The organism is Anaerococcus hydrogenalis DSM 7454, from assembly GCF_000173355.1.
GTDB classification, from domain to species: Bacteria; Bacillota; Clostridia; order Tissierellales; family Peptoniphilaceae; genus Anaerococcus; species Anaerococcus hydrogenalis.
Window position 1 is genome coordinate 1 of sequence record NZ_ABXA01000036.1, and the last position, 14,537, is coordinate 14,537.

Annotated in this window: 14 protein-coding genes and 1 pseudogene; 13 read left to right on the forward strand and 2 right to left on the reverse strand. The window is 28.8% G+C overall.

The genetic code is table 11. The features are described 5' to 3' along the window. Positions 1-60: 60 nt before the first annotated feature. Positions 61-192 carry an HRDC domain-containing protein gene (locus tag ANHYDRO_RS10695; RefSeq protein WP_004814502.1) on the forward strand — a complete coding sequence of 44 codons (132 nt, stop codon included), beginning with the start codon at positions 61-63 and terminating at the stop codon, positions 190-192. Between the two features lie 320 nt (positions 193-512). Here ANHYDRO_RS10695 and asnA read toward each other — a convergent pair whose 3' ends face one another. Continuing rightward, on the reverse strand, positions 513-1,526 hold the full coding sequence (gene asnA, locus ANHYDRO_RS05915) for an aspartate--ammonia ligase (protein ID WP_004814507.1): 1,014 nt from the start codon (positions 1,524-1,526) through the stop codon (positions 513-515). A 165-nt stretch (positions 1,527-1,691) separates the two neighbouring features. On the opposite strand from asnA, the gene ANHYDRO_RS05920 reads away from it, so the two are divergent. The 11 genes and pseudogenes from ANHYDRO_RS05920 to ANHYDRO_RS05970 all read left to right on the forward strand — a co-directional run bounded on the left by ANHYDRO_RS05920 (position 1,692) and on the right by ANHYDRO_RS05970 (position 10,966). Further along, entirely contained in the window at positions 1,692-2,648 is a 957-nt protein-coding gene (locus tag ANHYDRO_RS05920; protein WP_039914233.1) for a substrate-binding domain-containing protein, read from the forward strand. 141 nt (positions 2,649-2,789) lie between these two features. Then, the gene (locus tag ANHYDRO_RS05925; RefSeq protein ID WP_039914235.1) at positions 2,790-3,653 is read left to right on the forward strand and encodes a substrate-binding domain-containing protein; all 864 of its coding nucleotides are present in this window, start codon (positions 2,790-2,792) and stop codon (positions 3,651-3,653) included. Beyond that, positions 3,654-4,514 (forward strand): phosphate ABC transporter permease subunit PstC, encoded by an 861-nt coding sequence (gene pstC / locus ANHYDRO_RS05930; RefSeq protein ID WP_004814513.1) that lies wholly within the window; start codon positions 3,654-3,656, stop codon positions 4,512-4,514. 9 nt (positions 4,515-4,523) lie between these two features. After that, complete coding sequence (gene pstA / locus ANHYDRO_RS05935; RefSeq protein ID WP_004814514.1) at positions 4,524-5,324, forward strand: phosphate ABC transporter permease PstA; 801 nt, start codon at positions 4,524-4,526, stop codon at positions 5,322-5,324. A gap of 10 nt (positions 5,325-5,334) precedes the next feature. Then, entirely contained in the window at positions 5,335-6,186 is an 852-nt protein-coding gene (gene pstB / locus ANHYDRO_RS05940) for a phosphate ABC transporter ATP-binding protein PstB (protein WP_004814516.1), read from the forward strand. Position 6,187: 1 nt separating this feature from the next. After that, positions 6,188-6,805 carry a phosphate signaling complex PhoU family protein gene (locus ANHYDRO_RS05945; RefSeq protein ID WP_004814518.1) on the forward strand — a complete coding sequence of 206 codons (618 nt, stop codon included), beginning with the start codon at positions 6,188-6,190 and terminating at the stop codon, positions 6,803-6,805. Continuing rightward, positions 6,802-7,460: pseudogene (locus tag ANHYDRO_RS05950) on the forward strand (response regulator transcription factor). The gene ANHYDRO_RS05945 and the pseudogene ANHYDRO_RS05950 overlap by 4 nt, the downstream one beginning before the upstream one ends. Further along, a complete protein-coding gene (locus ANHYDRO_RS10700; RefSeq protein ID WP_004814524.1) occupies positions 7,457-8,290 on the forward strand; it encodes a hypothetical protein in 834 nt (277 codons plus the stop codon). The pseudogene ANHYDRO_RS05950 and the gene ANHYDRO_RS10700 overlap by 4 nt, the downstream one beginning before the upstream one ends. 116 nt (positions 8,291-8,406) lie before the next feature. Next, on the forward strand, positions 8,407-9,075 hold the full coding sequence (locus tag ANHYDRO_RS10705) for a sensor histidine kinase (RefSeq protein WP_004814526.1): 669 nt from the start codon (positions 8,407-8,409) through the stop codon (positions 9,073-9,075). A 67-nt stretch (positions 9,076-9,142) separates the two neighbouring features. Beyond that, positions 9,143-9,433: a (2Fe-2S) ferredoxin domain-containing protein gene (locus ANHYDRO_RS05965; RefSeq protein WP_004814528.1), complete on the forward strand. Its 291-nt coding sequence runs from the start codon at positions 9,143-9,145 to the stop codon at positions 9,431-9,433. 24 nt (positions 9,434-9,457) lie between these two features. Continuing rightward, entirely contained in the window at positions 9,458-10,966 is a 1,509-nt protein-coding gene (locus ANHYDRO_RS05970; RefSeq protein WP_004814530.1) for a 4Fe-4S dicluster domain-containing protein, read from the forward strand. A gap of 77 nt (positions 10,967-11,043) precedes the next feature. Here the strand turns inward: ANHYDRO_RS05970 and ANHYDRO_RS05975 are convergent, their stop codons facing one another. Further along, complete coding sequence (locus tag ANHYDRO_RS05975) at positions 11,044-12,258, reverse strand: FprA family A-type flavoprotein (protein ID WP_004814533.1); 1,215 nt, start codon at positions 12,256-12,258, stop codon at positions 11,044-11,046. 344 nt (positions 12,259-12,602) lie between these two features. Here ANHYDRO_RS05975 and ANHYDRO_RS09705 point away from each other — a divergent pair, with 344 nt between their 5' ends. Beyond that, positions 12,603-14,534 carry an acyl-CoA dehydrogenase family protein gene (locus tag ANHYDRO_RS09705; protein ID WP_004814535.1) on the forward strand — a complete coding sequence of 644 codons (1,932 nt, stop codon included), beginning with the start codon at positions 12,603-12,605 and terminating at the stop codon, positions 14,532-14,534. Positions 14,535-14,537 lie beyond the last annotated feature (3 nt).

The following is a 14,537-nucleotide window of genomic DNA, read 5'->3' on the forward strand; positions in this document are numbered from 1 at the left end:
TATTAAGAAATTTAAAAGAAGAAAATAACAAAAGAAAAAATTGATAAATTCAATTCAAATATGCCCTATGATAGTGATTTGTTTAATAATTTGAAAAAATTAAGGTTAGATATTTCAAGAAAAAGAAATATACCACCATTTATAGTTTTTTCTGATGCGTCTTTGAATAGATATGGCAAGATTAAAGCCTAAAATAAAAGGACTTTTTAAAAATAAAAGGCGTTGGGGATAAAAATTAAACAATATGGGGAAATTTTTATAGAAGAAATTAAAGAATTTGACCAATAAAAAGGACTTATTAAAGTCCTTTCAGGCTGTTGATAAACTAAAAATTTTCCCATTTCGACCGAGTGTAACGAGCGGAGAAATCTCATGAGATCTCTCCATGCGTTCGTTTCACTCACTTAGTCGAGATGGTTCTTAGCTTTATTTTATTTCAAAATAAAATATTATCTAATTTCATACTTTGTCTACGCTCTGAGGACTTATTAAAGTCCTTTTTTTATATGAAATTATAATAAATTTACTGATTTTTTCTTTAATTCTTCTCTCATTTCATCTGGCCAATATGATACTTGAACTTCTCCTATATGAGCTTTTTGTAAAAAGAACATACAAAGTCTTGATTGACCAATTCCACCACCTACTGTTTGTGGAAGTTTGTTATTTATAAGCATATTATGATATTTAAACTTTAATCTTTCTTCACAATCAGCAATTTTTAATTGTTCTTTTAAAGTTTTTGCATCTACTCTTATTCCCATTGATGATAATTCTAATTGGTCATCTAAAACTGGATTATAAACTAAAATATCTCCATTTAAGTTCCAATCGTCATAGTCAGGAGCTCTCATATCATGAACCTTGCCATTTGATAAAACTTTTCCAATTTGCATTAAAAATACTGCCTTATATTTTTTGCAAGCTGCTTTTTCTCTTTCCTTGCTATCTTTACATTCTGGAAATTCGTCGATTAATTCTTGACTTGTCATAAATTTAATATCATTTGGTAATAGCTTAACTCTTTTTGGAATTAATTTACAAAGATATTCATCTAAGGCTCTTAAGGTATTAAAAATTGTAAGAACTGTTGATTTAAGATAGTCAACATTTCTATCAGAATCTTTTATTATTTTTTCCCAATCCCATTGGTCAACATAGAATGAATGAGTATTATCTGGCTCTTCACATCTTCTAATAGCATTCATGTCAGTATACAAGCCCTCATACATGGCAAAATTATATTCTTTTAAGGCATATCTTTTCCATTTTGCAAGTGAATGGACAATTTCCATGTTGGCGTTGTTTGCCTCTGGAAGAGTAAATTTAACAGGCTCTTCAACACCAGATAGGTTATCATTAAGACCAGTAGAATTTTCTACAAATAAAGGTGCTGTAACTCTTTTCAAATTTAAATTATTAGATAAATTTATTTGGAAAAAATCCTTTATTTCTTTTATTAATAATTGTGTCTTATACAAATTTTTATCACTTTGATAATTTTCTGGTATTTTTATATCGTACATATTCTCTCCTATTTAATAAATTTTTCACTATTAAATTATATTGTTTTTACTGATAAATTACAAGATATTAAGATAATTAACATAAATTTTACAATTTGCTAATCATTTTAAAATAAATAAGCTCTATTATTTATAATGAAGTTACAAATATTAAAGGAGTAAATGATGAAAATTAAAAATTCAAAAATTATAGTTGCTGCACTTTCTTTGTCTATGATTTTGTCAGCTTGTGGAAATAAGGATAATAAGGCAAATGATGGATCAAATGGATCAAACCCAACTGAAAGTGCAAGTAGAGCTAATGAGAAAAAAGATGGCGATACAGCAAAGTCTGACCAAGAAGATTTTGATATAACAGTTGTCTCAAGAGAAGATGGTTCTGGAACAAGGGGAGCTTTTATTGAACTTGTTGGCCTTGAAGAAGAAAAAGATGGAGAAAAGAAAGATTTGACAACTGATGAAGCAGTTGTACAAAATTCTACAAATGGAGTAATGCAGACTGTATCACAAGATCCGTCAGCAATTGGTTATGTATCATTGGGATCTGTAAATGATAATGTACAAAAAGTAAAAGTTGATGGGGAAGAAGCTACTGAAGAAAATATAGAATCTGGTGATTATACACTTCAAAGACCTTTTAATCTTGCTTTTAAAGAAGATAAGCTTGATGATTTGGCAAAAGACTTTTTGGCATTTGTTTTAAGTAAGGATGCCCAAGATATTGTAAGCAAAGAAGGATACATCAAAGTTGAAGCAAAAGACTACAAGGCTAAAAAAGTTAAGGGAAATTTAACAATAGCAGGATCTACATCAGTTACACCACTTATGGAAAAACTTGTAGAAAAATATAAGGATGTAAATCCAGATGCAAATATAGAAATTCAATCAACAGGATCATCATCAGGAATTGAATCTACAATTTCAGATGTAAGTCAAATTGCTATGGCATCAAGAGAATTGAAAGATGAAGAAAAAGAAAAACTTCAAGTAGAAGTATTAGCAAAAGATGGAATAGCAGTTGTAGTTAATAAGGATGATACAAAAATAAATGATTTAACAAAAGACCAATTAAAAGAAATCTTCTCAGGAAAAGTTAAGAATACATCTGAATTAAGCAAATAATTGTTAAAATAAGCTTAGAGGAAAACTTCCTTTGAGCTTATTTTTATTATTTACAAACTTTACATATATTTTACATAAGATTTATTTATTTGATACATGTATTTAATATTATTATGTAGAGAAAGAAACAAAGGAGTTTTTATGGTAAAAAAATTATTATTATTTCTATCGACATTAATTTTGCTAAGCTCATGTTCAGGTAAAAATCAAAATAATGTTATAGATGGTAAAAATTTTGACCTTACAGTTACAAGTAGGGAAGATGGGTCAGGAACTAGAAAAAGTTTTGTTGAACAAGTTGGATTGGTAAAAGAAGATGAAAAAGGAAACCACGAAGATATGACTACAGATAATTCTATGGTAATTAATTCTACAAATGGAGTTTTGAAAGCAGTGGGAGTAGATAAGACTGCAATTGCTTATGTATCTCTTACAGCTTTGGATGATAGTGTAAAAGCTGTAAAAATTGATGGAATTAGTCCAAATAAAGATAGTATTGAAAGTGGAGCTTATAAATTGCAAAGACCCTTTGGACTTGCCTACAAAAAAGACACATTAACAGATTTGTCAAAAGATTTTTTGACTTATGTAAAAAGTAAAAGTGCAAAAAAACTAATTGAAGAAGATGGACTTCTTGCTATTACAAATGAAAAAGAATATAAGTCAAAAAATCTAAAGGGAAAATTAACTATAACAGGGTCATCTTCTCTTAGCTCAGTAGTCGAAAAACTTGCAGAAAATTATGAAAAATTAAATAAAGATGTTGAAGTTGAAGTTTTATCGAATGAATCTCTTACAGGCCTTAAAAATGTAAAAGATGGAGTGGTTGATATAGCTATGATTTCAAATAAATTAGAAGATAAAAATCTTTCATCTGAAGTTTTTGCAATTGATGGAATTGCAATTATTGTAAATAAGGATAATAAAGAAATTAATGACTTAAGTTTAAAACAACTTAGGGATATTTATAAAGGAGAGATTACAAATACAGGAGAGTTAAGATAAATGAAATCAATAAAAGAAAAATTTGGTGAAATTGTATTTTTGATTTCTGCCATAATGTCTATTATTTTAATAATTTTAATTACTTTTTTTATTTTTAAATCAGGAATTAATTTTGTTAATCAATATGGACTTTTAAAATTTATTACTGGAACAAAATGGGCACCTACAGCAAAACCAGCATTTTTTGGAATAGGGCCAATGATTCTAGGTTCAATTTTAGTAACTTTAGTTTCTGCCCTAATTGCAGTTCCTTTCGGTCTTGCTGTTTCAATATATTTGGCCTATTATTCTAAAAAATCATATAATTTTTTGAATGGCCTTATAAATTTGATGGCAGCAATTCCTTCAATAATCTATGGATTTTTTGCAATGATGGTTTTAGTTCCATTTGTTTCGAAAACATTTAAAACAGGAGGAATGAATATGTTAACTGCATCAATTTTATTAGCAATAATGATTCTTCCAACTATGGTAAATATTTCAAAAAATTCATTAGAGCAAGTACCTTCTGTTTTCTATACTGGTTCCCTTGCACTGGGTGCAACAAAAGAAGAAACTATTAGAAAAGTTATGGTTCCTTATGCAAAAAGCGGTATTTATTCATCAATAATTCTTGCAATTGGTAGGTCAATTGGTGAGACCATGGCTGTGTATTTGGTTATTGGAAATCAACCAAGAATGCCAGAGTCTTTGCTTGATGGAGTAAGAACTCTCACAACAAATATAGTTTTGGAGATGGGCTATGCGTCAGGTCTTCACAGAGAATCACTCATAGCAACAGGTATGGTTCTATTTGTATTTATTCTTTTGATAAATATAATTTTTAATTTTATCAGAGATAAAGATCAATCAAGAATGTAGAGGTGAAAGATGAAAAATTCTTTTAAAATATTAATTTATATCCTATCACTTTTAGGATTTGCTGCGGGAGGAATAATAATCGCCTATATTTTATTTAATGGTATACCAAATATTTCTCTATCACTATTTGAACTTAAATATACATCACAAAATGTTTCTATAATTCCAGCTCTTATTACAACATTTTTATCGATTATAATAACCCTTCTTGTAACACTGCCAATTGGAATATTTACAGCAATTTACTTATCCCAATATGCAAAAAATAAGCTTTTGATAAAATCTGTAAGATTTGCAACAGAGATTCTTTCATCAATTCCATCAATTGTTTATGGTTTGTTTGGATATTTATTTTTTGTTGATGCCCTACATTTAGGATATTCATTAATAGCAGGATGTTTGACAGTGGCTATAATGATTCTACCTACAATAATTAGAACTACAGAAGAGGCGATTTTGAATGTAAATCCTCTTCAAGCTCATGCATCTTTAGCTCTAGGAGCTACAAAAATTCAAACAATTTTTAAAATAATAATTCCAGAAGCAATTAATGGAATTTTGGGAGGAATATTTTTGTCAACAGGAAGAATAGTTGGAGAATCTGCTGCTTTGATTTATACTATGGGAACTGTAGCCAAAACACCTTCATCCTTATTTGATTCTGCAAGAACAATGGCAGTTCATATGTATGTATTATCAACTGAAGGATTTCATGTGAATGAGGCTTATGCAACTGCAGTACTATTACTTATTTTTGTAATAGTTTTAAACTTTGTATCAGCAAGAATATCAAAAGCATTAATAAAATAAGGAGATAATAATGGAAAAAACAAAGGATATAAATAGTAATTTAACAAATAATGAAACAAGGATAAAAACTTTTTTTGGAAATAATGAATCCGATTTAAATAAAAATAGAAAAACTATAATAAATGTAAAAGACTTAGATTTATTTTATGGAGATTTTCATGCCCTAAAAAAAATTAATATGGAAATTAAAGAAAATGAAATCACAGCCTTTATAGGACCAAGTGGTTGTGGAAAATCTACAACTTTAAAATGTTTTAATAGGATGAATGATTTAGTTGATGATTGTCATATAAAAGGTCTTATAGAAATTGATGGAAAAGATATAAATAAAAAAGATATTGATGTAGTTAGTCTTAGAAGAAATGTAGGTATGGTATTTCAAACACCAAATCCCTTTTCTAAATCTGTGTATGATAATATCACCTACGGACCCAAAATTGATGGAATTAAAGATAAGGATGAACTTGATGCAATAGTAGAAAAATCTTTGAAAGCTGCAAGTGTTTGGGATGAGGTAAAAGATAAACTAGACAGAAATGCCCTATCATTTTCTGGTGGACAACAACAAAGAATTTGTATAGCAAGAGCTCTTTCTGTAAATCCAGAAATTATTTTGATGGATGAACCGACAAGTGCCCTAGATCCAATTTCAACAGCATCAATTGAGGAATTATTAGAAGATTTAAGGGGTAAATATACTATAGTAATAGTTACTCACAATATGCAACAAGCAGCAAGAATTTCTGATAAAACAGCATTTTTCTTGACTGGAGAAGTTATTGAAATGGATGAGACAAAAAAAATATTTAATGACCCTAAAGATAAAAGAACAGAAGATTATATAACAGGAAGGTTTGGTTGATATGAGAACAAGATATATAGAAGATTTAGAAAATATTAGACAAATGGAAAAAAATATATCAGATTTGATTCAATTATCTTATGATAGGTTTAAACTTTATCTTGAAAATGACCAAAAAATTAACCTAGAAGAAATAATTGATCTTGATCATGATATTAGAAAATATGCAGCAGATATTGAAAGATTTTGCTATGATCTTTTGGCCTTGCAACAACCAGTTGCAAGAGACTTGAGATTTTTACAAATGTCAATAAAGCTTGCTTCAACTTACAAAAGAATTTCAAATCATTTAGCCCATGCTGCTGAAATTATTTTAGAATTTCCTTTAAGAGCTGAAGAGAAGGATTTTGTAAAAACTTTTATAAAAAATCAAAAGAATATGAATTTAAATGGAATTCAAAGTTTTGAAGATAATAATAATGAACTTGCCTTAAAAACTATAGAAGATGATGAAATTAATAATAAATTATTTGAAGATTGTATCCACTATCTTGTAAAACTAACTAAATCAGACCTAATTACACCTATGGAATTATCAGAAAAAGTACTTTTCTATAAATATTTTGAAAGACTTGGGGACAGGTTAGCTAAGATAGCAGATTATTCAACAAGATTATGATTTATGTTGTAGAAGATGATAAGGCAATTAGAAATTTAGTATTATATGCCTTATCAGAAAAAGATTATCAAGTTAAAGGGTTTGAAGATGGTCTGGATATTGTAGAGTTGGTAAGAAAAGAAAGCGTGGATTTATTAATTCTTGATGTAATGTTACCTGAAAAAGATGGCTTGGAAATATTAAAAGAAATTAGGGAATTTTCATCCATTCCCATAATAATGCTTACTGCAAGAGATGGGGAATATGATAAGGTAATGGGACTTGAAAGTGGAGCTGATGATTATATTACAAAACCATTTTCAATTTTAGAATTAATTTCTAGGGTTAAGGCTGTTTTAAGAAGAAGTGAGAAAAAAGATAGGGAGCATTTAAACTATGGAAGTATAGAAATAAACATCAAAAAAGAACTGTAAAAGTAGATGGTGAAAAAATTGACTTAACTTTTAAGGAATTTGAAATGCTCTTGTTATTTATGGCAAATATTGGTAATGTAATTACTAGAGAAGATTTTTTATTAAAAATTTGGGGCTATGATTATGAGGGAGAGACAAGAACTGTAGATGTCCACATAGCAAGTCTTAGAAATAAATTAAAATCAGCTGGAGAAAACATTAAAACTGTTAGAAATTTAGGTTACAAACTTGGAGAGATATGAAAAAATTAATTAATAAAAATATAAATTTTATCACAGGTTCATTTATTTTTATTATTTTTATAATATCTTCATTATTCTCATATAATAAGGCAAAAAAAGCTCAAGATGAATTTGTAGAAAATTCCTTGAGCTTTCTTGCTTATGAAGATATTGACAAAAATAAATTAGAGGAATTTAAAAATTCTTATAAGCTTGATATTTTACTAAAAGGTGTAGATGGAAAAGTCTTATATAATTCTGGAATTAATAAGAATTCTGTTAAAAATTATGAATTTGATAATAAATATTTAGTAAAAAAATTTAAAAAAAATCTAAAAGGATCAGAAAAGAAAGTATTTGCGAAAAAATATAAAGACAAAATACTAGCAATAGAATTTTATAATGATAGTTTTTTTCTATATATTTTGAAAAATTCTTATTTTTTAATAATAGCTATTTTAATTATGATTTTAATAAACTTATTCTTTACAAAAATATTTTACGAAAGTCTTACAAATCCTTTTAAAGATAGGATGGATAATATAAAAGAATTTAATACTTTTAAAGAAAATCCCAAATTATATATAGAAAATCTTAAAAATGCAAATAGTCTTTTAATGGAAGAAAATTCTAAACTAGAAGATAGAATACTAAATATTGAAAAAATCACTTCTAAGATGGAAGAAGGTTTTATATATTTTGATAAAAATGGTAATATAAAAATTTTAAATGAGGCTTCAAAAAATTTATTGGGAATAGATAAAAATAAAAATTTATATAATTTAGTAGATGATAACAGTTACAAATTAGCTATTAGACAAATGAAAATTTTAAAAAAGGAAAAAGTTTAAATTTAGACCTTGATGAAATAAGTATAAAACTTTTTATAGACCCAATAATTGATGAAGAGATAGTATCTTATATTGTCATAGTTATAGATGATTCTAAAAATAAGAAAGCTGAAATTATGAGAAGGGAATTTACAGCTAATGTGACTCATGAATTAAAATCACCCCTTACTAGCATCAATGGATATGCAGAACTAATTGCAAGTGGACTTGTAAAAAATGATGATATACAAAAATTTGGTCAAATTATTAATCAAGAAGGCAATAGACTTTTAAATATTATTGATGATATTTTAAAACTTTCTAAATTAGACGAAGAAAATCTTGAAGAGGGAAGAAATAATATTAATATAAAAGATGTTGTGGAATCTAGTATTCAAAGATTTAAAAGAATAAGTGATAAGAAAAATATTAGAGTATCAAATGAACTTGATGATATTTTTATAAGAACTCATGAATCATTATTTTCAGATCTTATCACAAATATTTATGAAAATGCAATAAAATATAATAAGGTAAATGGTCAAATTACAATAAAATATAAAAAAGATGAAAGATTTATAAGGCTAATAATTGAAGATAAGGGCATAGGTATAAAAAAAGAAGACTTGCCAAGAATTTTTGAAAGATTCTATGTAGCTGATAAGCAAAGAACAAGAAATTTGAAATCAACGGGACTTGGCCTATCAATCGTAAAACATATTTGTGATTACTTAAACTATAATATAAAAGTAGAAAGCAAATTTGGATATGGGACAAGCTTTATAATTTCTATTCCTTGCAAGTAATTCCAATTTTTGTTTTTATTTGTTATAATTATAATTAGTAATTATTAAAAAAATTTAAGGAGTAAATATGAAGATAGAAGTTTGTGCAGGAGCAAGATGTACTATGCTAGGATCTGATATAATATTTAATAGATTATCAGATTTTGTAGAAGAATTTAATGATAGACTCTACAAGGGAGAGTTGGACGTTCAAGATATTGAACTAGAAATTGAAATGATAACTTGTAACGATGAGTGCAAAAAAAACAAAAAAAATGCACCAATAGTAATAGTAAATGGAAAAGTATTTACAAATGCAAAAACAGAAGTTATCATGGAGTACATATTAGATAAGGCATTTGAAGATAAGTTCAAATAAAATTTATTAAGGGAAGAATAGATAATGAAAGAAACATACATAAATATTTTAAATATTAGAAGAATGGCCTTTGAACATATAGCGAAAATTGCTTTTGAAAATAGGCCAATATATGACATAGCAACAGAAGTTTTTGAAATACTGCCAGGAGAAGAAGCATCCTACAGAGAAAATATTTTTAGAGAAAGAGCTGTAATGGGTGAAAGACTTAGAATGGGAGTAGGACTTCATGCAAGAACAGCTGATAATACAGGTGCCATAACCGATGGGCTTGATGATGAAGATTATGATATAAAAAAATATGAACCACCTCTCGTTTCAGTAATAAAAATTGCCTGCGAGGCTTGTCCTGAAAATAGGGTAGAAGTTACAAATACTTGTAGAGCATGTATTGCCCACCCATGTGTGAATGTTTGTCCAAAAAATGCAATTACTTACACTTCAAAAGGATCGATAATTGACCAAGATAAGTGTATAAAATGTGGAAAATGCGTTCAAGCTTGTCCATACAATGCAATTTCTCACACAAAAAGACCATGCGCAGAAGCTTGTGGTGTAAAAGCAATCAAAAGTGATAAATTAAACAGGGCAGAAATAGATGATGATAAATGCGTAGCATGTGGAAGATGTATAACAGCTTGTCCATTTGGGGCAATTTCAGATAAAACAGAAATTTACCAATTAGCAAAAGCATTAAACACAAATGAACACGTTTATGCCATAGTTGCTCCATCATTTGTAAGACAATTTGGACAAATGGCAAGTCCTGTTCAAATAAAAGAGGCAATAAAAAAATTAGGATTTAAAGATGTAATAGAAGTAGGACTCGGTGCAGACCTTACAACCTTAAACGAAGCTCACGAATACGTAGAAAGTGTACCAGAAAAAATTCCATTTATGGGAACATCATGTTGTTATTCATGGAAATTAATGGTAAAGAAAAAATTCCCAGAAATAAATGATAAGATTTCAGAATCATCAACACCAATGATTTATTCAGGAAAACATATCAAAAAAATGGATGAAAATGCTCAAGTAGCCTTTATAGGACCATGTATATCTAAAAAACTTGAGGCAAGAAGACCAGAAGTTGCAGAAACAATCGATTATGTAATAACATATGAAGAGCTAATGGGAATGTTCTTGGCAAAAGATATAGATCCTGCAGAAATAAAAATTGAAGAAGATTGGCAAGATGCATCAGAAACTGGAAGAAATTATGCAGTAAGTGGTGGAGTAGCAGAAGCTGTAAAAAGAAGAATTGCAGAAATAAATCCAGACTTAGATGTAAAAATTGAAAAAGCAGAAGGTCTTGCTGATTGTGTAAAACTTGCCCAAATGGCAAAACTAGGAAGAAAAGACGGACTATTATTAGAAGGAATGGCGTGCGTTGGAGGATGTGTAGGAGGTCCTGGAACTTTAATATCAGAATTAAAAACAGGAAAAGCAGTAAAACAATTCGCCAAAGAATCAATCTACAAATCCCCATTCGATAATAAAAATATTCCAGATGAAGATAAACCAAAAGACTGAAAAAATTAAGAGCATATAAATATGCTCTTTTTTTGTACAAAAAAAGATGCGAAATCTCGCATCTTTTAAATATTTTTTTACTTATCTAAATCTTCTTTAATAGCCTTAGCTAAATCTTCTAAAGTTTTTTCTTGATCATCTTTCATAGAAGAATTTATTATAAAATCTTCTCCTATATATTCGTGTTTTCCATTTTCAAGAATTTCTTTTGCTTGTTCAAGAGATTTTCCACCCCATGAGAAGTTGTGGATGAAAGATACATGTCTATTTTGATATCCTGTTCCAACTAATTCTCTTAAAAGAGCATCCATCTTGTGATATAGGCCTGCATTATAGTTCATTGCAACAAATACTTGGTTAGAATATTTATGAGCATCAGCAATTATATATGAGTAATCAGTGTCTGAAACATCATATAATTTTATATTTTCAACTCCGAGCTCATCAAGTTTTGATGCCAAAATATCAGCAGCAAGTTCTGTATTTCCATACATTGAAGAAAATACAATTTCTACACCCTTACTTTCTGGTTTGAAATTTGCCCATTTATCATATTTATCAAGAATAAATCCAATAGATTCTTTATCATCATAAACTGGTCCGTGTAATGGGAAAATTGCATTAATTTCAAATCCAGAAACTTTTTTAAGAAGGTTTGTAACCATTCTTCCTTGTTTTCCAACTATATTTATATAATATCTTCTATTTTCATCTACCCAAGATTGTTTTTTGATATAATGTTTTGCAGAAATATGACCTTCAAGTACATCAAAAGATCCGAATGCATCTGCTGAGAAGAATAAACCTTCTGTTGTTTCATATGTCATAAATACTTCTGGCCAGTGTACCATAGGTGCAAAGACAAATTTTAAATTTCTTTTACCAATATTTAATTCGTCACCGTCTTTAATTTCAACAAACCTATCTTCTTCAAATTTATCATTTGGATAAAATTGGTGGAAAAATTTAATGGTTTTTTGATTTCCAACAAATTTACAATTAGGGTACTTATCAAGGATAAAATCAATAGATCCACAATGATCAGGTTCCATATGTTGAACGATGATATAGTCTAAATCTTCTCCATCAAGAGCAGCTTCAACATTATCAAGATAAGTTCTAATTACAGAAGAATCAGATCCATCCATTAAAATATTTTTTTCATCCTTAATAATATATGAGTTGTAAGTTACGCCATTAGGTAGGGTAAACATATTTTCAAATCTTTTTAAACCTCTATCGTTGGCACCAACCCAAAAAATATTATCATAAACTTTCTTTATAAATTGCATATAACCTCCAAAATTATTATTTTTATTAAAATTATTATACCTTATTAAATAGAAAATTAAATAAACCCTATATCCTTAAATTTAAATATTTAATTTAGAAAACTTTTTCAGAATTTTTTAATTTTTATAAAAAATAGAAATTAAAAAATTTTAAAAAAATGATTAGATAAAACGATTTAGGATATATATTTAGTATGAATGTTTTACAATTGTAAGGATTTCAATTTATTTTTATCATTATTTCGAATCTTTATAAAAATAAATTGTGTTGACAAAAAAACATTTTCAATATAAAATTATATTGTAAAACAAAAATGGATATTATATTTTTTTAGGAGGAATATATGCTTTTTAAAACAACAGATGAGCATGAAGCTTTACGTAAAAAAGTCAGAGAATTTGCTGAAGAAAAAGTTAAACCAATAGCTTTTGAACTTGATCAAAACAATGAATTTCCTGATGAAATAGTAAAGGAAATGGGAGAATTAGGATTTTTAGGAATTCCTTATCCTAAGAAATACGGTGGTCAAGGCTTAGACGTAATGAGCTATGCGATCACAGTTGAAGAATTATCAAGAGTTGATGGTGGTGTTGGAGTAATTTGTTCTGCACATACATCTTTAGGTTCTTGGCCAATTTTTGCTTTTGGTACTGAAGAACAAAAGAAAAAATATTTAACTCCTTTAGCAAAGGGTGAAAAAATAGGTGCATTTGGTCTTACAGAAGAAAACGCTGGATCTGATGCAGGTGGAACTGAAACAACAGCTGAACTTGATTTGGATGGCGAGAGATATATTTTAAATGGTAAAAAAATATTTATCACAAACGCACCAAAGGCAGATACATATGTTGTATTTGCAGTAACAACTCCAGGAATTGGAACTCATGGTATTTCAGCATTTATTGTTGAAAAAGGCATGGAAGGATTTACATGTTCTGATCACTACGATAAATTAGGTATTAGATCTTCATGTACAGCTGAATTACATTTTGACAATGTAAAAGTTCCTAAAGAAAATTTACTTGGAAAAGAAGGTCAAGGATTTAAAATAGCTATGGCTACTCTTGACGGTGGTAGAATTGGTATAGCTTCTCAAGCTCTAGGAATTGCTCAAGGTGCTTATGAATCAGCTTTATCATATGCTAAGGAAAGAGAACAATTTGGTATGCCAATAGCTCATCTTCAAGCAAATACATTTAAACTTGCTGATATGGCAACATATTTAAAAGCTGCAAGACTTATGATTTATTCTGCTGCTGAAATGAAAGAAAATCACGAAAGATATTCTGCAGACGCAGCTATGGCTAAACAATTTGCATCTGATCTTGCATCAAAAATTACAAATGAAGCATTACAAATGTACGGTGGATCTGGATTTATCAAAGGTATCGATGTTGAAAGATTCTACAGAGATTCTAAGATTACACAAATCTATGAAGGTACAAATGAAATAATGAGAGTTGTTGTTGGAGCTCATACTGTTGGTAGAGCACCAAAAGTTAAAACTGTTGGATCTAAGAAAAAATCTGGACCCATTGCCGGAGTCAGAAAAGGAGAAATCTATGAGGGAGATCCTAAGGAAGCAGTTAAAAAGCTTGTGGCAGCACTTAAAAAGGACGGATATGACTTTACTGTAGGAATTGATCCTTACACACCAATACCAGATGCTGAAAGAATAGTTGTAGCAGGTCGTGGTATAGGTGATAAAGAAAATATGAAATTAATTGAAGATTTAGCTTACCAAGCAGGAGCAGCTATTTCATCATCAAGACCAGTTGCAGAAACACTAAAATATGTAGATATCAATAGATATGTAGGTATGAGTGGACAAACATTTAAAGGAAATCTTTACATTGGTGTAGGTGTATCTGGAGCAGGACAACACTTAAAGGGAATTAAAAATGCATCTACAATAGTTGCAATTAACAATTCTAAAAATGCGCCAATCTTTAATAACTGTGACTACGGTATAGTTGGAGATGCAATGGAAGTTCTTCCATTATTGATTAAAGAATTAGATAATGGCGAAGAAAAGAAACCAGCACCACCTATGAAAAAAATCAAAAGATCTAAACCAAGAAAAATGGCTCCTACAAATCCAATCTATGTAGATTTAGGTTCTGGATATGAATATAATCCAGAAGAAGGAGATCCAGAAAACGGAATTGAACCAGGAACACCATTCGATAAATTACCAGATTCTTGGGTTTCACCAGTTTCAGGAGAAGGTAAAGATCAATTCATTAAAATGGATGTACCAGAAGATAGAAAGTAGTAG

Bases quoted from the DNA above. Each gene is read 5' to 3' on its own strand.
- asnA (WP_004814507.1), bottom strand. From the start codon at position 1,526: ATGTACGATATAAAAATACCAGAAAATTATCAAAGTGATAAAAATTTG.
- ANHYDRO_RS05965 (WP_004814528.1), top strand. From the start codon at position 9,143: ATGAAGATAGAAGTTTGTGCAGGAGCAAGATGTACTATGCTAGGATCT.
- pstA (WP_004814514.1), top strand. From the start codon at position 4,524: ATGAAAAATTCTTTTAAAATATTAATTTATATCCTATCACTTTTAGGA.
- ANHYDRO_RS10705 (WP_004814526.1), top strand. From the start codon at position 8,407: ATGAGAAGGGAATTTACAGCTAATGTGACTCATGAATTAAAATCACCC.
- ANHYDRO_RS05945 (WP_004814518.1), top strand. From the start codon at position 6,188: ATGAGAACAAGATATATAGAAGATTTAGAAAATATTAGACAAATGGAA.
- ANHYDRO_RS05925 (WP_039914235.1), top strand. From the start codon at position 2,790: ATGGTAAAAAAATTATTATTATTTCTATCGACATTAATTTTGCTAAGC.
- ANHYDRO_RS05970 (WP_004814530.1), top strand. From the start codon at position 9,458: ATGAAAGAAACATACATAAATATTTTAAATATTAGAAGAATGGCCTTT.
- ANHYDRO_RS10695 (WP_004814502.1), top strand. From the start codon at position 61: ATGCCCTATGATAGTGATTTGTTTAATAATTTGAAAAAATTAAGGTTA.
- ANHYDRO_RS09705 (WP_004814535.1), top strand. From the start codon at position 12,603: ATGCTTTTTAAAACAACAGATGAGCATGAAGCTTTACGTAAAAAAGTC.
- ANHYDRO_RS05920 (WP_039914233.1), top strand. From the start codon at position 1,692: ATGAAAATTAAAAATTCAAAAATTATAGTTGCTGCACTTTCTTTGTCT.
- ANHYDRO_RS05975 (WP_004814533.1), bottom strand. From the start codon at position 12,258: ATGCAATTTATAAAGAAAGTTTATGATAATATTTTTTGGGTTGGTGCC.
- ANHYDRO_RS10700 (WP_004814524.1), top strand. From the start codon at position 7,457: ATGAAAAAATTAATTAATAAAAATATAAATTTTATCACAGGTTCATTT.
- pstC (WP_004814513.1), top strand. From the start codon at position 3,654: ATGAAATCAATAAAAGAAAAATTTGGTGAAATTGTATTTTTGATTTCT.
- pstB (WP_004814516.1), top strand. From the start codon at position 5,335: ATGGAAAAAACAAAGGATATAAATAGTAATTTAACAAATAATGAAACA.